This window comes from Rhizobium sp. 05L419, from assembly GCF_056397845.1.
The window spans coordinates 99,450-116,638 of the sequence record NZ_JBFTOF010000013.1 but is presented as its reverse complement, the minus strand read 5'-3'; the positions used below and the strand labels follow the sequence as shown (position 1 = coordinate 116,638).

The window sequence follows — 17,189 nt, the reverse complement described above, 5'->3', positions numbered from 1 at the left end:
AAGTCAAACCCGCATTAAACGTAGCGGTTGACGACGTTTTCCAGCAGTTCCTGCTTGCCGGACCTGGGCTGCGGGTTGATGTCCTTGCTTTCGACCCATTCGGCGATCTGCTCGAGCGAGTATTCGCCGCGCAGCAGCTTCTGGCCGTCGGCCGAATTCCAGCCTGCGTAGCGATCGTCGAGCGGCTGCGACAGCGCCTTGTCCTCGATCATCTTGGCAGCAGCCTTGAGGCCGCGGGCGCAGCAATCCATGCCGCCGATGTGGCCGATCAGGAGATCTGCGGGATCGAGCGACTGACGGCGCAGCTTCGAATCGAAGTTGGTACCGCCGGTCTTGAAGCCGCCGCCTGCCAGAACGTGATAGTAGGCGAGCGCCATCTCCGGAACGTTGTTCGGGAACTGGTCGGTATCCCAGCCGGACTGGTAGTCGTTGCGGTTCATGTCGATCGAGCCGAAGATGCCGAGCGCGTTGGCAAGCGCCAGTTCGTGCTCGAAGGAGTGGCCGGCGAGGATCGCGTGGCCCTGCTCGATATTGACCTTCACTTCGTTCTCGAGCCCGTTCTTCTTCAGGAAGCCGTAGACCGTTGCGACGTCGTAATCGTACTGGTGCTTGGTCGGCTCCTGCGGCTTCGGCTCGATCAGGATCGTGCCCTTGTAGCCGATCTTGTGCTTGTACTCGACGACGAGGTTGAGGAAGCGCCCGAGCTGGTCGAGTTCGCGCTTCAGGTCGGTGTTGAGCAGGGTTTCATAGCCTTCGCGGCCGCCCCACAAAACGTAGTTCTCGCCGCCGAGCTTCTGCGTGGCGTCCATGCAGGTTTTCACGGTCGCAGCAGAGAATGCAAAGACGTCCGGATCCGGATTGGTCGCGGCACCCGACATGAAGCGGCGGTTGGAGAAGAGGTTCGCCGTGCCCCAGAGCAGCTTGACGCCGGTTGCGGCCTGCTTCTCGGCGAAGTAGTCGACGATCTCGTTGAGGTTCTTGGTATTCTCGGCAAAGTTCCTGCCTTCCGGACGCACGTCGGCGTCGTGGAAGCAGTAGTAGGGCGCGCCGAGGAGTTGGAAGAATTCGAAGGCGACATCGGCCTTCAGCTTCGCAGCCTTCATCGTGTCTTCGAACCACGGGCGCAGGAAAGTCTGGCCGCCGAAGGGATCGCCGCCCGGCCACGTGAAGGTGTGCCAGTAGGCGACGGCAAAACGCAGATGGTCTTCCATGCGCTTGCCCATGACGATCTCGTCGGGTTGGTAGTAGCGGAAGGCCAGCGGGTTCGTGCTGTCGGGGCCTTCGTATTTAACCTTTTGGATATCGCCGAAAAATCCGGTGCTCATGATCTGTCTCCTTGGTGGTATTCGAAACGGTTCTAATTTCTTGTTTTCGCCTGGGCAGCCCCCTCATCCGCCTGCCGGCACCGTCTCCCCGAGGGGGAGAAGAGACGTGTGGCAGCGTTTGCGACTCCTTCATCTGCAAACGCTGCGGGTTACCCTCTCCCCTGGGGGAGAGGGCAGGATGAGGCGGCAGCCTCAATTTCCTGTGCCCTTCTCTCAGCGCGCCCCCAGCGACTTGATCGCCGGATAGAGCGCCCGGTAACGCTTGTAGGCATCCTCGTAGGCGCCGCTCAAAGCCTTGTCCGGCTCGATCGTGCCGTCCGTTTCCGGCGGCGTGCAGACGCCAACCGGGTCCGCACCCGTGGCCGCGATCAGGCCGAGGCGGGCAGCGCCAAAGGCCGCGCCGAAATCGCCGTCAGCAGGCAGATCGACGGGAACGCCCAGCGCCGTCGCGATCGAGGCCAGCCAATAGCGCGAGCGCGAGCCGCCGCCGATGGCGGTGACGCGGCTGATATCGGTGCCGGCGGACCGAAGCGCTTCGAGATTGTCGCGGATCGCAAACGACACGCCTTCGAGCACCGCCTGGGTCAACACGACGCGGCTACTCTCGTGCTCAAGGCCGATGAAAGCGCCGCGKATGACGGCATCGTTGTGGGGCGTGCGCTCGCCGGAGAGATAGGGCAGGAAGGTGACGCCCGAAGGCGCCTTCAGCGTCTCGCCCAGTTCGACAGTCAGATCCGCCGGCGATTTGCCCGTCACATCGGAATGCCAGTTCAGCGCATCGGTGGCCGACAGAATGACGCCCATCTGGTGCCAGGTATCAGGCAGCGCGTGGCAGAAGGCATGCACCGCACTTTCGGGCTTCGGCAGATAGGCGCCGTTGGCGGCAAAGAGAACGCCGGAGGTCCCAAGCGAAACGAAGGCCGCACCATGGCTGACCGTACCCATGCCGCAGGCGGACGCCGCATTGTCGCCTGCCCCGCCGGCAACGACTGCGACACCGGAAATGCCCCACTGGGCGGCGAGTTCCGAGCGCAGCTTGCCGCCCTGCTCTGTGCCTTCGATGAGCGTCGGCATCTGCTTTTCATCAAGGCCGGTCGCGGCCAGCAGCTCGGACGACCATCTGCGCTTGCCGGTGTCGAGCCATGACGTGCCGGCCGAATCCGACATTTCGGAGATGTGTTCGCCAGTCAGCCAGAGGCGCAGATAGTCTTTCGGCAGCAGCACCTTGGCAACCTTGCCAAAAACATCCGGCTCATGCTTGGCGACCCAGGCGAGCTTCGGCGCGGTGAACCCGGGGAAAACGATGTTGCCGGTCAGCTTGCGGAATTTCGGATCGGCATCGAGCGCGGCCGCTTCGACATAGCTGCGCGTGTCGTTCCACAGGATGCAGGGGCGCAGCACCTTGTCGTCGGCATCGAGCAGCGTCGCACCGTGCATCTGGCCGGAAAGGCCGATGCCCTTGACGGCGGCGAGTTCCTTGGGGTGTTTCGCCTTCAGGCCGGCAACAGCCTCTTCGGTCGCGCGAACCCAGTGCGACGGTTCCTGCTCCGACCAGCCGGAATGCGGACGCGATACATCGAGAGACCCATTGGCCGAACCGATGATCCTCTGATCGCCGTCGATCAGCATGGCTTTCACGCCGGAGGTTCCGAGATCGAGACCCAGATACATGTGTTTCTCCCTTGCCGTTACGGCAGATTGTCTTTCAAGAAGATGTCGAGGCGGATGCGCTCCTGGCCGTCGATGACGGCAAGCCCGTCTGCCTTCGCTTTGAGGACGCGAATGGCGCTGCGCACCTCGTGCCCGGCGTCCTGATTGAGGATCGCGTCGATCGTGCCGTCCACAAGAGCGGCCCGGGTATGGGCGGTCAGCTCATGGGCGATGACGGTCAGCGCACGATTGCCCGTCTTTTCCTTCAGCGCCCTGATCAAGCCGCGGTTGCCGGCGCCCAGGCTGTAAACGCCGACAATCCCAATCTTTTTCGAGAGTGCATCGGCAACCAGCATATGCGCCATCTCGGGGTCGTCGCGGCCCTCGATCACCGGTAGGAGCGACAGCGACGGAAATTCCTGCGCAATGACGGCCGCGAACCCTTCGAGGCGCTCCCGATGGTCGCGCACCAGCATCGAGCCCGCAAGAATGGCGACATCGCCCTTGGCACCGCCGAGAAACCGGCCAAGCAGGCGCGCGGCGGTGCGACCGGCTGCGATATTGTCGACGCCCGCATAGTGATGACGCTGCGAACCCGTGAGATCGGACACCACGGTGACAACAGGAATACCCTCCTTCACCAGGCGGTCGACGGCATCGCGCACATCAGGTGCGTCCGTCGCGACGAGAGCGACCCCCGCAGGCCGCTCCTCGACGAGCTTTTCAAGCACTGCGGCGAGTGCTGCTGGATCGAAGGCCGGAACCTCGATCGTGCGGATCTCCGTCCGGTCCACCGGCGAGCGCGCGACAGCGGCGCGGACTTCGGCATTCAGCGCATGCATGAAGGAATTGTCGCTGGCGGGAAGGATGAAGACCAAGGGGTATGTGCGGCCCTTCGCCAGGTTGGCGGCTGCGACATCACGCACGTAACCCAGCTCGCGAATGGCGTTCTCCACCTTCTCGCGTGTGACCTGGCGTACGCCCGGACGCTGGTTCAGCACCCGGTCGACGGTCGCAAGGCTGACGCCCGCGACCGCGGCGATATCGTGAACTGTTGGCCTCATCGTTCCTCCTGCGAGACCTTTAACTCCAAATTTGATGTACGTAAATCAAAAATTTTCAAGCGGCTGTTTTTTGTCCAAAAAGTCGTCCTGATTTTCGTGATCTGCAGCGATCTCGGCCTCCGCCCGCCGCGCAAGGCGGATGGGTGAGGCATGAAGCAGCGTCGACCCCGACGATGCCGAGGGCTATGCGCAAAGACGCCGGCTTTGGTTTCCCAAGCCGGCGATATTATGGTTTCGTCATGGAAATTAGTGGCCGCCCCCGCCGCCCCCGCCTTGCGGCGCCGGCTTGTCGATCAGCACAATGCCGACGATCATCGCGAGGAAAAGTACGGTCAGCATCAGGAAGATGTCGCTGAACGACAGCACCATCGCCTGCTTGGTCACCAGCCCGACCATCTGCTTGACTGCAACCGCCGCCCCGTCCATGCCATAGGCATCGAATTTCGCCGCCATATTCTTCATCTGGTCGATCGCCGCCGGGTGGCCCCAATCGAAACCTTCGCGAAGCCGCTGGTAATGCACGTCCTGACGGTTCGTGAGCACGGTGTTGATGACGGCGAGCCCGACTGCACCGCCGAGGTTGCGCGTCAGGTTGAAGAGGCCGGACGCGCCGCGCATGCGGGCCGGCGGCATCGTGCCGAGCGCGATGTTGTTGATCGGCACCATGCACATCATCAGGCCGAAGCCGCGCAGGATCTGCGGAATGAAGAGCTCGTAGAAGTCCCAGTCCGTCGTCACGCCCGTCATGATATAGGTTCCGGCCGCGAAGCTCATGAAGCCGAGCACCATCATCATGCGCAGGTCCATCTTGGTCGACAGCTTGCCGGCGATCGGCGCGGTGACGAACATCGCAAGGCCGGAAACGAACATCGTCTGGCCAATCATCAGCGAATCGTAGCCGCGGATGCGCCCGAGGTAGAGCGGATAGATATAGGTCAGCCCGTATAGGCCAATGCCCATGACGAACGAAAACAGCGAGCCGACGGAGAAATTCCGGTTGCTGAACGCCCTGAGATCGACGACGGGAAAGTCGACCTTAAACGCGCGGTAGAAGAACACCACACAGCCGATCGCGGAGGCAACGGCGGCCATGGTGATATTGTCATCGTTGAACCAGTCGTTGGAATTGCCCTCTTCCAGCACGTATTCAAGCGCGCCGAGGAAGACGCCCATGGAGAGCAGGCCCCACCAGTCGAACTTCTTGAAAAGCGAGAATTCCGGCTTGTCGAAATCGATGAAATTCCAGGTCACCAGCGTCACGACGATGCCCGGGATGATGTTGACCAGAAACAGCCAATGCCACGAGAAGGCGTGGCTGAGATAGCCGCCCACCGTCGGGCCGATCGTCGGCGCCAGCGTCGCGATCAGGCCGATGATCGGCGAAACGATGCTGCGTTTGGACGGCGGGAAAATCGTGAAGGCCGCAGCAAAGACCGACGGGATCATGCCGCCGCCGATGAAACCCTGGATGGCGCGGTAGACGATCATCTGGTCGATGTTCGTCGCCGTCGCGCAAAGGGCGCTCGCCATCGTGAAACCGGCAGCCGAGAGCGCAAAAAGATATCGGGTCGAGATGATGCGCGCGAGCGTCCCCGACAGCGGAATCATAATGACTTCGGCAATCAGGTAGGATGTCTGCACCCAGCCGATTTCGTCCGAGCCGGCGCTGAGGCCCGCCTGGATCTCGGCGAGCGACGCCGAGACGATCTGGATGTCGAGGATCGACATGAACATGCCGAGCACCATCGCGAAGAACGCGATGAGCTTGCGGGGATCCATGTGGTCCACGGCAGCCGGTGCGGCCGGAAAGGTTCCGATTGTTGCGCTCGCGGCCATTGCCTACCTCGTCAGACGATATTACTTGCCGGCTTCCGGTGCAGTGCGCGTATCGACGTCGACGACGACGCTGAGACCGGCGCGCAGCCGACCGCTGTCGAGCGCATCCTGCGGAAGCGCGATGCGAACCGGAACGCGCTGGATGATCTTGGTGAAGTTGCCGGTCGCATTCTCCGGCGGCAGCAATGAGAAGACCGAGCCTGATGCGGGCGAGATCGACTCGACCGTGCCGACGATCGGATGATTGCCGTAGGCATCGACATGGACGTTGACCTTCGAACCCGGAACGAGATGCTGGATCTGCGTTTCCTTGAAGTTCGCGTCGATAAAGAGCTGGCGCACAGGAACGAGCGCCATCAGGCGCTGGCCCGGCGACACGAGGTCGCCTTCCTGAACGGAGCGATTGCCGACGACACCGTCATAAGGCGCCTTCAGAATGGTGAAGGAAAGGTCGCGCGCCGCCTTGTCGCGAGCGAGCTCGAGCTGGCGGATCGTGCCTTCGGCTTCGCGGCGCTGTGCGTGCAGAAGCGTGACGTTCGCTTCGGCCGAAGCGATGGCCGCATCGCCGCCGACGAGGTTGGCCCGGGCCTGATCGAGCGAGATGTTGGCGCTGTCGAGAGATGCCGTCGTGCCGACCGACTTCGCCTGCAGGTCGCTGGCGCGGGTCTGTGTGATCTGGGCGCCGCGAACGGTCGCCTCCAAGGCAACCTTCTGCGCCTTCGCCTGGTCGAGGCTAGCCTCGCCGCCGGCGATCTGGGCGTCGATCCGCTGCAGCGAGAGCTTTTCGGTATCGAGCGAGGCTACCGCCTGCGCGAGCGCGATCTTGTAGTCGCCGTCGTCAAGCGTGGCGAGGACGTCGCCGGCCTTGACCTGCTGGTTGGCGACGGCATTCACCTTTGCCACGTAGCCGGTCACCTTCGGCGAGATCGTCGCGATATCACCCCCGACGTAGGCATCATCCGTGGAAACCATGAAACGGCCGGTGGTCCACCAGTCGTAGCCATACCAGGCGGCGCCTGCCAGAAGAGCAAGGCCGATGATCGGCAGCGCGAGGCCGCGCTTCTTCTTTTCGCCAGCTATTGCCTGCGTTTCGGCAGCCTGCGGCGTGCGCGGGGCTTCCGCTGTTGTGACTGCTGCTTTCTCAGCCCGGCCCTCGGCGTCAGCGGGTTCGCTGACAATGCGGGCGACATTGGCATTTTGGCTGGACGACATGTGCAACTACCGGTAAACGAGTGAAACTGATCGAACTGAACGGTTCGGTTCAGTTGACATAGAACCTTTTTACGTTCATATCAAGATGTATCGAACCACCCGGTTCGATTTTGTTAACGAAACGTTCGCAGATGCGAATATGGTTAAGGAGCGATGACAGACCTTTCCGACAGGCACGCAGAAGAGTTCCCCACGACCGGCGGCAGATGGGCAGCCGGCGAAGACCCTGCGAAGCGCAAGCAAATTCTCGACGGCGCGCGGCTCGTCTTCATGAAACTCGGCTTCGACGCCGCGAGCATGAACGATGTAACGCGCGAGGCTGGAGTTTCAAAGGGAACGCTCTACGTTTACTTCGCCAACAAGGAAGAATTGTTCACGGCCATGATCGAAAGCGAGCGGGCCGCTTTCGTCGCGTCGATGCGCACGGCCCTTGCCGAACATGACGATATCGAGGCCGGCCTTCACGATTTCGGAATTAGCTTTATCTCTCACATGACCGAGGAAAAGGTCATCAGTGCCATGCGTACCGTGCTCGGCGTTCGTGACCGCATGCCGGTTCTCTGTCAGCGCTTCTTCAAGGGTCCGGAGAATCTCCGCACCATCCTGCGCGACTACCTCGAGCAGTACGTCGGGGCAGGCAAGCTCAAGATCGACGACATCGATCTGGCCGCGGGGCAATTCCTCGATCTGGCAAGCGGCAGCTTCTTCAAGTTCCGCCTCTTTGGCAGCATGGAGCAGCCACCGTCGATGGCCGAGATGGAACGCGTAATCTCCGGTGCCATTCGCGTCTTCATGGCGGCCTATGGCGTCAAGCAGACCGAACGCGTCTGACCCTTTGATTTTTCTCGCCCTCCGCGCCAAAATCCCGCAATAGCGATCAAACCCGGCTGCCGCTGTTTCTCTATGAAGGAAGCGCAACCAAGGGAGCGGACATGAGTGCCATCGGACGGGCGATCTGGTTCATCGAGAGCCATTTCGAAAGCGATATCTCGCTGGAACAGATATCGGACGCCGCCGGGCTTTCGCGCTACCACCTGTCGCGGATTTTCGGGCTGGTGACAGGTCACTCGATCAGCGGCTACATTCGCGGCCGTCGCCTGAGCGGCGCCGCACTGGCGCTGATCGGCAGCTCTTCCTCCATTCTCGAGGTTGCCCTCGATGCCGGCTACGGCTCGCACGAGGCTTTCACCCGTGCCTTCCGCGACCAATTCGGCGTCACGCCGGATGCGGTGCGCAAACAGGGGCACGCTCGCAACCTCGCACTCCTGGAGCCGATCAGAATGGACCCTGCGCGCGTCACCGAACTTGAACCTCCCCGTTTCGAACTCCTGTCGGCAATGACCTTCGCCGGCTTACAGGAGATTTATGCCTATGGCGGCAACGCTGCGATCCCCTCGTTGTGGCAGAGATTCAATGCCTACTCAGGCAACATTCCCGGCCAGCGCGGCAGCGCAGCCTATGGAATCTGCACGCATATCGGCGGTGAAACGGAAACGTTCCACTACATGGCCGCGGTCTCAGTCGCTGGCACGGACGATCTGCCGGACGGCTTTGTAACGCTGAAGATCCCGGCGCAACGCTATGCCGTCTTTGCCCATCATGGGCACGTCTCCGGCATTCCCGCGACGATGCATCAGATCTTCGGCGCCTGGATGCCGAACTCCGGCGTCGAATTCGCCGACATGCCCGACATGTTCGAACGCTACGACGAGCGCTTCGACCCCTATACCGGCATGGGCCTGACGGAAATCTGGATTCCGGTTAAGGAATAAAAGCCGTCCGGCTTTCGTATACCCCCTTGCGCGCTTGCCAAGGCAGGCCGCGTCCTTAAATTGCGGGCGTCAGCTTATGTGGCGCAAGGGGATATATGCCGATGCAAGATATCATGATGCTCGTTCAGGACCCGGCCGCCTGGGTGGCGCTCGTCACGCTGGTGGTGATGGAAGTGGTCCTCGGGATCGACAACCTCATCTTCATTTCCATTCTGACCAACAAGTTGCCGCCCGAGCATCGTGAAAAGGCCCGCAAGCTGGGCATCGGCCTCGCCCTGGTCATGCGCCTGGCGCTACTCGGCACCGTTGCCTGGATCGTCAAGCTCACCACACCGGTCTTCGAGCTTTTCGGCCATGGTTTTTCGTGGAAGGACATGATCCTGATCGCCGGCGGTCTCTTCCTCTTGTGGAAGGCGACCAAGGAAATTCATCACAGCGTCGATCCTGAAGACCACGACGAGGATTTTATCGCCAGCTCCGCGACGACGGGCTTCGCCGCCGCGATCGGCCAGATCCTGGTGCTCGACCTCGTCTTCTCGGTCGACAGCATCATCACCGCAGTTGGCATGACGCCGCATCTGCCGATCATGGTCGTCGCCGTCGTCGCTGCCGTCACGGTGATGCTGGTCGCCGCCACGCCGCTCGCCAATTTCATCGCGCGGAACCCGACCATCGTCATGCTGGCGCTCGGCTTCCTGATGATGATCGGCACGACGCTGATCGCCGAAGGCATGGGCTTCCATGTGCCGAAGGGCTACGTCTACGCGGCAATGGCCTTCTCGGCGCTTGTCGAAGTGCTCAACATGATGGCCCGCAACGCGCGGAAGCGAAAAAAAGCTGGCGTCCACTGAGGTAATCCCTGCGGCTTCCCTGTGAGGCCGACCGATCACCCGGTGCCCGTAGCGACCTCGCCGCTACGGGCCCTTCGATAACAAGCAAGCATGCAACACGTGAGCGGCGCTCAAAGATCGAGCCTCATGCGGACGCACAAACCACTGGAATCCTCTGCTGCCGCGCGCGTCCCGATTTCCCGGAACCCTGCGTTCTTATAGAGGTGAATGGCAGCCTTGTTCGACCCATAGACCCAGAGCGACAGCCACAGGGCACCTTTCGTCCGCGCAAGGCCAGCTATTTCTGTGATCATCGCCTTTCCTGCGCCCCTGCCGCGCAGGAAAGGCGCAATCGCAAAGCGCCGGAGATGGATGGCGTCCTCATCGATCCGTTTGAGGCTGTATATGGCGACAACCTCGCTCTTGCGGTCGACGCTGACAAAATAGGAGCCGTCTGCGACTTCGCTCTCCAGCCAGGCTGCTGTCAGTGGGTTTGGAATGTCGGGACCGCCCCAGCGGGTTGCATCCTCATGGCTGGGAAACCACAAAGCGACGACGCGGGCATCGTTCGCACGTGCGGTTCGTTGGCTAAAGTCGCCAATGTCGAATGCGGAAGGTTCCATCCATCAATGTCCGGCGTTGAAGAGCGGGCGGCACGTCCCTAAAGCATGTCTCCGAGACTCCAGTGATTGCCCCACCGCGCGTCGATCTCGTCGTCGACGTTCTGGTAGCGAATGTCTGTCGATAACCTGATTCGGTTGTCGGCGCTCTGGTTGGTCGTCGAGGCATGGATCATGTAGGGACTATGCAAAACCACGTCGCCCGCCTCGTAGTCGGCGATCAGCCACCGCGTGTTGAAGCGCTCGGCCATATCGGGCAGGTCTTTGGAAACCCAGCCGCCCTCCGTCATGTTGCGATTGAACGCGCTGATGCGCTCGTCGGGGGTGAGTGCTTCGTTCTTCTCCTGAAACTCAGTTTCCATGCGCGTGCCGATCGCATGCGAACCCTCAAGGTACACCAGCCCGCCCATATCGACAGGCGTATCGCCGAGCGCAATCCAGGCAGTCACGATCCGGCTGGTGCCACCGCGCAGATAGACCAGGTCGTAGTGCGCCGGCGTGGCGGTTGTCGTGCCCGGCTGGGTGAAGCGCATGATCTTGCGCTTGTGCAGATAGGAGATGCCAGACAGGAACTCGTCCATGAAGCGGGCGAGCCGCGGCTGCGCGCAAAAGCCCTCGAATGCCACCGAGCGGACAAGCGACATCAGGATACGATCGACCAGTCCCTTGTCCAGAGCCCCGCTGGAATTCAGCCCCAGCGCAGGGTCGGAGCCGGCCTCGATAAGACCGGCAGCCGCCAGATGCGAGAACACCCAGCCGCGAAACTCGATCACGTCGCTGCGTTTCAGAAATCCCTTGAGCCAGACATAGCCGTGCTCCTCGTAGACGGCGCGGATTGCCTTCAGGCCAACGCCCGGATCCGTCGGCACGAGCTGTCCAAGCCGATCCGGCGCCGTCGAAAGTATCTTGCCGTTGGCGACAAGTCGCAGCGCCGGCGCTTCGTTTGACTGTTCATTCAGGGCAAGACTTGACATTTCGATCACTCCCACAGCGAAATAGCATGTGACAATCTTGCTTGCAGAACGGCATTTTACCATGGACAGAAAGCGTATCTGGACTTTTCGCTCATGACAGACGCTCCCATTGCGCTCTATCGGTCGCAACCTTCCGGCGGCGCGGCGCTCGCGGTCGTCGGCTTTGGCCGCCAACGCGTTGCGATGCGCATCGTCAACCGGCGTCTACCCACGCATGCCGTCGTGCTGATCGTATCGGGGAGCGGTACGCTGTCCACCGAGAAGGCTGGCATTAAGGAGATCACCGGCCCCTCCCTGTTCTGGCTGCCGGCCGGCACGCTGCACAGCTACGGACCGCTGCACGGCGAGAGCTGGGAGGAGCGCTGGGCGCTCTTCACTGGGTCCTTCGCCAGCGAGTTCATGCGCCTGCGCCTGATCGTCGAGGCAGCGCCGCTGGTGCCTCTGCGCAATCTGCGCGAGATGCAGCAGCTCTTCGCCACCCTTCATTCCGAATTTGCCGAGGACAATCCGCTTTGTCTCGCCTCTTCGGCGGCAACATTGCATCGCATTGCCGTGCAATCCGCCAGGCAGGCCGCCGCGCCGAGCAATGAACCGTCGGATGCCACGATCGAACTGGCAATCGATGCCCTGCAGCAGCGCGCATTCCAGCAGGTCGACATGAGTGCCTTCGCCGAAGAGTTCACCATGTCGCCGGCAACACTGCGCCGGCGCTTTGCAGCAGCGACGGGCCTGTCGCCCAAGACCTTTCAACTGCGCTTGCGGATCGACCACGCCAAGCAATTGCTCACGACATCCGACCTTTCAATCGAAACGATTGCAACTGCCGTCGGCATCGATGACGCTTTCTATTTTTCCAGGCTGTTTCAGGATCGCGAGCGGTGCTCGCCCAGCGAATTTCGCCGCCGGCACCGCCGCCTCTAGTGCGCCTCAGCCCGCAGCCAGTTCCCTGTCGATCGCCGACACAAGCCGCTGATCCTCAGCGGTGACATCGGGCGCAAAGCGCGCGACGACCTTGCCGTTGCGCCCGATCAGGAATTTCTCGAAGTTCCAGAGGATATCGGTATCATTATCGGTTTCGACGCCGTGGCCGCGCAGCCTCTCCCGCATCGGTCCGTCGCCGGTTGTCGACACGCCCACGCCCGTCAGCAGCTTGTAGAGCGGATGCTGGTCAGCGCCCTTGACGGAGATCTTCGAGAAGATCGGGAATTTCACGTCGTAGGTCAGCGTGCAGAATTCGACGATCTCTGCCTCGGTTCCCGGCTCCTGGCCCTTGAAGTTGTTGGCCGGGAAAGCCGCAATCACGAAACCGCGCTCGCGCTTGTCCTCGTAGAGCTTTTCCAGACCGTCATACTGCACGGTCAAACCGCATTTCGACGCCACGTTGACGACAAGCATCACCTTGCCGCGATATTCGGCCAACGTCGTTTCGCGGCCGTCGGCCAGCTTGACGGGAACATTCAAAAGATCGGTCATTGCCATTCTCCAGCATGAAATTGCGTCGCGGAAGCTATACCCGCGCTCTCGTTTGTCCAGCGGCTAGATGKCAGCATGCTGGCAAAATGTTTCAAAGCAGCTAGTTTCCGCTTGAAACAGCGGCGGCGTTCGTCCGGGGAGGAAATCGGTGCGGGAAGTGCTTGTGACTGCCTTGGTCTTCGTTTGCCTCGTGGCGGCATCGATCGGAACGATGCTGACCTATTCGAAGCTTCCGATCCATCACCGCCAGGATGAAACCAACACCGTCGTCAGGCTGGTCGCCAACATCTTCGTCGTCATGACGTCCCTGGTTTTCGGCCTGATGATCAACTCGTCCAAGAACACCTTCGAAGAGATCGACAACAACGTCCATGCCTTCGCCACCGAGATCATTCTTCTCGATCGGACATTGCGCACCTATGGCCTGGAGGGCAACGAGGCTCGCCAGAGGCTGACCGAGTATGTTGAAAAGGCCCTGACCAACCCGGCTCGCATCCGCGATCAGCTGATCAGGGCCGACCGCACGAGCGAACTGGCCTTGAACGCCGTTGGCGACAGCCTCTCGTTGATCACGCCACCCGATCCCGGACACGTCGCCCTTTGGAACGACGCGCGGCTGCAATACCAGAAAATCGTCGAGGAACGCTGGATCATCGTCGAACAGTCGGAAGGAGTGATTCCCAGACCGCTCATCGTCATGCTTGCGGCATGGCTCACTCTGATCTTTGCAAGCTTCGGCTATCGCGCACCCAGGAACATCGTCGTCGTCGCCATGTTCGTCGTCTCCGCCCTGCTGATTTCTGCCTCGCTCTACCTTGTCCTTGATATGGACATTCCGTTCGCGGGCCTGATCCAGATTTCCGACGAGCCGCTTCGGCGCGCACTGGCGGAAATCCAGCAGTGACGGGTTACGTCCACACCTTGATCATGCTCTGGCATTGATGCGTCGGGCGCCATTTTCCTTGACGCGCACGGATGAATATGGCCTAAGGCCAGCCAAATGGATAATTGGCCGCAGAAGCGCGCAAAAATGCCCTTTTCCGGCCGGTTTCCTGATCCAGTTATCTGCATTCCTTCCGGCCGAGCGTCGCTTTCTCAGGAAAGCCGTCCGGCATTCATTTGACGGGCACATAAAATGACAGCTTCCGGCGTCCGCGTCCGCATCGCTCCCTCGCCGACCGGCGAGCCGCATGTCGGTACTGCTTACATCGCTCTCTTCAACTACCTTTTCGCCAAGAAGCACGGCGGCGAGTTCATCCTGCGCATCGAAGATACCGATGCGACACGCTCGACCCCGGAGTTCGAGACGAAGGTGCTGGACGCGCTGAAATGGTGCGGCCTGCAGTGGTCGGAAGGCCCCGACATCGGCGGCCCCCACGGCCCCTACCGCCAGAGCGACCGCAAGGACATGTACCAGCCCTACGCTCAGCAGTTGCTGGACAAGGGCCATGCCTTCCGCTGTTTCTGCACACCCGAGCGCCTGACCGAGATGCGCGAAGCCCAGCGCGCCGCCGGAAAGCCACCGAAGTATGACGGTCTCTGCCTCAACCTGTCGGCCGAGGAGGTCACGTCCAAGATGGCAGCGGGCGAAAGCTCCGTCATCCGCATGAAGATCCCGACCGAAGGCTCCTGCGACTTCACCGACGGTGTCTATGGCGATGTCTCCATCCCGTGGGACAGCGTCGACATGCAGGTGCTGATCAAGGGCGACGGCATGCCAACCTACCATATGGCAAACGTCATCGACGACCATCTGATGAGGATCACCCATGTGGCGCGGGGCGAGGAATGGCTGGCATCGGTGCCCAAGCACATCCTGCTCTATCGCTATTTCGAGTGGGATCAGCCTGTCTTCATGCACCTGTCGCTGATGCGCAATGCCGACAAGTCGAAGTTGTCGAAGCGCAAGAACCCGACCTCGATCTCCTATTACACGGCGCTGGGCTACATCCCCGAAGCGCTGATGAACTTCCTTGGCCTGTTCTTCGTCCAGATCGCCGAAGGCGAAGAGCTGATGACAATGGACGAGCTGGCCGAGAAATTCGACCCCGAAAACCTCTCCAAAGCCGGCGCGATCTTCGATATCCAGAAGCTCGACTGGCTGAACGGCCGCTGGATCCGCGAGAAGATGTCGGAAGAGGAGTTCCAGCATCGGGTTCTCACCTGGGCGATGGAGAACGACCGCCTGAAGGCCGGTCTCGCACTGTCGCAGTCGCGTATCTCCAGGCTCGGCGAACTGCCCGACCTGATGGGATTCCTGTTGAAATCGGACCTCAACCTCGATCCCTCCGCCTTCGCCAAGATCAAGTCGCCACCGGAAGAGATCCTCGAGATTCTCAACACCGTACAGCCCGACCTCGAAAAGATCCTCGAGTGGAACGTCGAGTCGATCGAAGCCGAGCTGCGCGCCATTTCCGAACGCATGGGCAAGAAGCTCAAGGTGATCGTGGCACCGCTCTTCGTTGCCGTGTCCGGCTCGTCCCGCTCGCTGCCACTGTTCGATTCGATGGCGATCCTCGGCCGCTCGGTCGTGCGCCAGCGGCTGAAGCTGGCCGCGCAGGCAGTCGCCTCGCTGGTTGGCCCGAGGAACTGAACCGCGGATAGCCCCTCCCCCTTGTGGGGACGGGTTGGGGAGGGGACTTCCACCAAGAAAACCCCTCCCCCCGCTTCGCTCCGACCCTCCCCGAAAGGGGAGGGTTAAGCCGAGCCCGGCGCACCGCACACCGAAATAACCTGCCCGGAAAAAGGCGAAAACGATGACACAAGACAAAATCACTGGCAGCGTGAACGTTGCAGAAGAAGACGACAAGCTCGTGGCAACTCTGCTTTCCTCCGACCCCACTGAGGTGCGTCGCCAGAAGCTGGAGCTGCTGCGCGAGCAGATCGGCGACGTCTATCCGGCGCATTTCCACCGGACGATGACCAATGCCGAGCTGGCTGCGAAATACGAAGACCTGGAACCGGACGTCGAGACGCAGGACGTCGTGACCGTTGCCGGTCGCGTCTATTCCTCGCGCAACTCGGGCATGTTCATGGATATCCGTGACGCCGGCGGCAAGATCCAGATCTTCAGCCACAAGGACACGACGCCCGAAGAGGCGCGCGCCCTGCTGCCGATGATCGACATCGGCGACATCATCGGCGTCACCGGCGTCGTGCGGCGCACGAAGCGCGGCGAGCTGACGATCAATGCGCAGCAGATCACCATGCTGACGAAGTCGCTGCTGCCGATGCCCGAAAAGTGGCACGGCCTTTCCGACATCGAGACGCGCTACCGCAAGCGCCACCTCGACATCATGACAAATGAAGAGTCCAAGCTCCGCTTCCAGCAGCGCTCGAAGATCGTTTCCGGCATCCGCCGCTTCATGGAAAATGACGGCTTCATGGAAGTCGAAACGCCGATGCTGCACTCGGTCTACGGCGGGGCCACCGCCGAGCCCTTCAAGACCCATCACAACACGCTGAAGCTCGACATGTACCTGCGCATCGCGCCGGAACTGTTTTTGAAGCGCACGCTGGTCTCCGGTCTCACCGACAAGGTGTTCGAGATCAACCGCAACTTCCGCAACGAAGGCGTCTCGACCCGGCACAATCCCGAATTCACGATGATGGAGTGCTACTGGGCCTACGCCGACTACGAGGACATCATGGACCTCGTCGAGCGCCTGTTCTCGACGCTCGCCATGTCGATCCACGGCACCACCGAATTCATGTTCGGCGACAAGGAAATCTCCTTCAAGGGCCCCTTCAAGCGCGTGCCGATGCCCGACGCCGTCAAGGACGCGACCGGCATCGACTTCCTCGCGATGAAGACCGACGAAGAGGCCCGCACGGCCGCCAAGGCTGCCGGTTTCGCCGTCGAGAAGGACTGGACCTGGGGCGAATGCCTCGCCTTCATCTTCGAGGAGAAGGTCGAGGGGACGCTGATCCAGCCGTCGCACGTCACGCATTTCCCGAAGGACATCTCGCCCTTCGCCAAGGAAGTGCCGGGCGAGCCGCGCCTCGTCGAGCGCTTCGAGACCTACTGCAACGCCTGGGAACTTGGCAACGCCTTCTCGGAACTCAACGATCCGGAAGAGCAGCGCAAGCGCATGGTCGAGCAGCTTCAGCAGGCTCACGCCCGCGGCGAGAAGGAAAAGCAGTTGGATGACGAATTCCTCGACGCGATCGACCAGGGCATGCCGCCCGCCGGCGGCCTCGGCATCGGCGTCGACCGCTTGATCATGCTGTTGACCAACGCCCCGTCGATCCGCGACATCATCCTCTTCCCGGCCCGCCGCGCCAAGGCGGACTGAGGTCGCTTGCAGACTTGAGAAAGGCGGCGGCCCGAAAGGACACGCCGCGTTTTTTGTGCTGACGATGCAGGCTGGTCTTGCTCGCGCATTCATGTCCAACCCCCTCACTCCTGTGCTTGTCACAGGAGTCCAGCCACG

15 protein-coding genes are annotated in these 17,189 nt (G+C 61.4%); 7 read left to right on the top strand and 8 right to left on the bottom strand.

The window, feature by feature from the left end:
- Positions 1 to 14: 14 nt before the first annotated feature.
- The 5 genes from xylA to AC1DMK_RS17675 all read right to left on the bottom strand — a co-directional run bounded on the left by xylA (position 15) and on the right by AC1DMK_RS17675 (position 7,087).
- Positions 15 to 1,325, bottom strand: coding sequence for a xylose isomerase (gene xylA, locus AC1DMK_RS17695; protein WP_037069736.1), 1,311 nt, complete (start codon positions 1,323 to 1,325; stop codon positions 15 to 17).
- Positions 1,326 to 1,538: 213 nt separating this feature from the next.
- A complete protein-coding gene (gene xylB, locus AC1DMK_RS17690; RefSeq protein ID WP_477860727.1) occupies positions 1,539 to 2,996 on the bottom strand; it encodes a xylulokinase in 1,458 nt (485 codons plus the stop codon).
- A 17-nt stretch (positions 2,997 to 3,013) separates the two neighbouring features.
- Positions 3,014 to 4,039 (bottom strand): LacI family DNA-binding transcriptional regulator, encoded by a 1,026-nt coding sequence (locus tag AC1DMK_RS17685; protein WP_477860725.1) that lies wholly within the window; start codon positions 4,037 to 4,039, stop codon positions 3,014 to 3,016.
- A gap of 246 nt (positions 4,040 to 4,285) precedes the next feature.
- On the bottom strand, positions 4,286 to 5,875 hold the full coding sequence (locus tag AC1DMK_RS17680) for a DHA2 family efflux MFS transporter permease subunit (protein ID WP_477860723.1): 1,590 nt from the start codon (positions 5,873 to 5,875) through the stop codon (positions 4,286 to 4,288).
- Positions 5,876 to 5,896: 21 nt separating this feature from the next.
- A complete protein-coding gene (locus tag AC1DMK_RS17675; protein ID WP_477860721.1) occupies positions 5,897 to 7,087 on the bottom strand; it encodes an HlyD family secretion protein in 1,191 nt (396 codons plus the stop codon).
- A gap of 153 nt (positions 7,088 to 7,240) precedes the next feature.
- On the opposite strand from AC1DMK_RS17675, the gene AC1DMK_RS17670 reads away from it, so the two are divergent.
- The 3 genes from AC1DMK_RS17670 (at position 7,241) to AC1DMK_RS17660 (ending at position 9,710) form a co-directional block, all read left to right on the top strand.
- Positions 7,241 to 7,918 carry a TetR/AcrR family transcriptional regulator gene (locus AC1DMK_RS17670; RefSeq protein ID WP_477860720.1) on the top strand — a complete coding sequence of 226 codons (678 nt, stop codon included), beginning with the start codon at positions 7,241 to 7,243 and terminating at the stop codon, positions 7,916 to 7,918.
- A 101-nt stretch (positions 7,919 to 8,019) separates the two neighbouring features.
- Complete coding sequence (locus AC1DMK_RS17665) at positions 8,020 to 8,859, top strand: GyrI-like domain-containing protein (protein WP_477860718.1); 840 nt, start codon at positions 8,020 to 8,022, stop codon at positions 8,857 to 8,859.
- A 101-nt stretch (positions 8,860 to 8,960) separates the two neighbouring features.
- A complete protein-coding gene (locus AC1DMK_RS17660) occupies positions 8,961 to 9,710 on the top strand; it encodes a TerC family protein (RefSeq protein ID WP_477860716.1) in 750 nt (249 codons plus the stop codon).
- Between the two features lie 110 nt (positions 9,711 to 9,820).
- On the opposite strand, the gene AC1DMK_RS17655 is transcribed toward AC1DMK_RS17660, so the two are convergent.
- Entirely contained in the window at positions 9,821 to 10,312 is a 492-nt protein-coding gene (locus tag AC1DMK_RS17655; RefSeq protein WP_477860714.1) for a GNAT family N-acetyltransferase, read from the bottom strand.
- Positions 10,313 to 10,350: 38 nt separating this feature from the next.
- On the bottom strand, positions 10,351 to 11,283 hold the full coding sequence (locus tag AC1DMK_RS17650) for a phytanoyl-CoA dioxygenase family protein (protein WP_037070009.1): 933 nt from the start codon (positions 11,281 to 11,283) through the stop codon (positions 10,351 to 10,353).
- A gap of 93 nt (positions 11,284 to 11,376) precedes the next feature.
- Here AC1DMK_RS17650 and AC1DMK_RS17645 point away from each other — a divergent pair, with 93 nt between their 5' ends.
- Entirely contained in the window at positions 11,377 to 12,204 is an 828-nt protein-coding gene (locus AC1DMK_RS17645; RefSeq protein ID WP_037069753.1) for a helix-turn-helix domain-containing protein, read from the top strand.
- 6 nt (positions 12,205 to 12,210) lie between these two features.
- Here AC1DMK_RS17645 and AC1DMK_RS17640 read toward each other — a convergent pair whose 3' ends face one another.
- The gene (locus tag AC1DMK_RS17640) at positions 12,211 to 12,756 is read right to left on the bottom strand and encodes a glutathione peroxidase (protein WP_037069756.1); all 546 of its coding nucleotides are present in this window, start codon (positions 12,754 to 12,756) and stop codon (positions 12,211 to 12,213) included.
- A gap of 148 nt (positions 12,757 to 12,904) precedes the next feature.
- Here AC1DMK_RS17640 and AC1DMK_RS17635 point away from each other — a divergent pair, with 148 nt between their 5' ends.
- The 3 genes from AC1DMK_RS17635 (at position 12,905) to lysS (ending at position 17,051) form a co-directional block, all read left to right on the top strand.
- Positions 12,905 to 13,660, top strand: a complete 756-nt coding sequence (locus AC1DMK_RS17635; RefSeq protein WP_477860712.1) for a bestrophin-like domain — start codon at positions 12,905 to 12,907, stop codon at positions 13,658 to 13,660.
- 231 nt (positions 13,661 to 13,891) lie between these two features.
- On the top strand, positions 13,892 to 15,349 hold the full coding sequence (gltX, locus tag AC1DMK_RS17630) for a glutamate--tRNA ligase (protein WP_037069763.1): 1,458 nt from the start codon (positions 13,892 to 13,894) through the stop codon (positions 15,347 to 15,349).
- A gap of 163 nt (positions 15,350 to 15,512) precedes the next feature.
- Positions 15,513 to 17,051 carry a lysine--tRNA ligase gene (gene lysS / locus AC1DMK_RS17625; protein ID WP_477860710.1) on the top strand — a complete coding sequence of 513 codons (1,539 nt, stop codon included), beginning with the start codon at positions 15,513 to 15,515 and terminating at the stop codon, positions 17,049 to 17,051.
- Positions 17,052 to 17,189: the final 138 nt, after the last annotated feature.

Bases quoted from the DNA above. Each gene is read 5' to 3' on its own strand.
- lysS (WP_477860710.1), top strand. From the start codon at position 15,513: ATGACACAAGACAAAATCACTGGCAGCGTGAACGTTGCAGAAGAAGAC.
- AC1DMK_RS17645 (WP_037069753.1), top strand. From the start codon at position 11,377: ATGACAGACGCTCCCATTGCGCTCTATCGGTCGCAACCTTCCGGCGGC.
- AC1DMK_RS17685 (WP_477860725.1), bottom strand. From the start codon at position 4,039: ATGAGGCCAACAGTTCACGATATCGCCGCGGTCGCGGGCGTCAGCCTT.
- AC1DMK_RS17680 (WP_477860723.1), bottom strand. From the start codon at position 5,875: ATGGCCGCGAGCGCAACAATCGGAACCTTTCCGGCCGCACCGGCTGCC.
- AC1DMK_RS17675 (WP_477860721.1), bottom strand. From the start codon at position 7,087: ATGTCGTCCAGCCAAAATGCCAATGTCGCCCGCATTGTCAGCGAACCC.
- xylA (WP_037069736.1), bottom strand. From the start codon at position 1,325: ATGAGCACCGGATTTTTCGGCGATATCCAAAAGGTTAAATACGAAGGC.
- AC1DMK_RS17660 (WP_477860716.1), top strand. From the start codon at position 8,961: ATGCAAGATATCATGATGCTCGTTCAGGACCCGGCCGCCTGGGTGGCG.
- AC1DMK_RS17665 (WP_477860718.1), top strand. From the start codon at position 8,020: ATGAGTGCCATCGGACGGGCGATCTGGTTCATCGAGAGCCATTTCGAA.
- AC1DMK_RS17655 (WP_477860714.1), bottom strand. From the start codon at position 10,312: ATGGAACCTTCCGCATTCGACATTGGCGACTTTAGCCAACGAACCGCA.
- gltX (WP_037069763.1), top strand. From the start codon at position 13,892: ATGACAGCTTCCGGCGTCCGCGTCCGCATCGCTCCCTCGCCGACCGGC.
- AC1DMK_RS17670 (WP_477860720.1), top strand. From the start codon at position 7,241: ATGACAGACCTTTCCGACAGGCACGCAGAAGAGTTCCCCACGACCGGC.
- AC1DMK_RS17640 (WP_037069756.1), bottom strand. From the start codon at position 12,756: ATGACCGATCTTTTGAATGTTCCCGTCAAGCTGGCCGACGGCCGCGAA.
- AC1DMK_RS17650 (WP_037070009.1), bottom strand. From the start codon at position 11,283: ATGTCAAGTCTTGCCCTGAATGAACAGTCAAACGAAGCGCCGGCGCTG.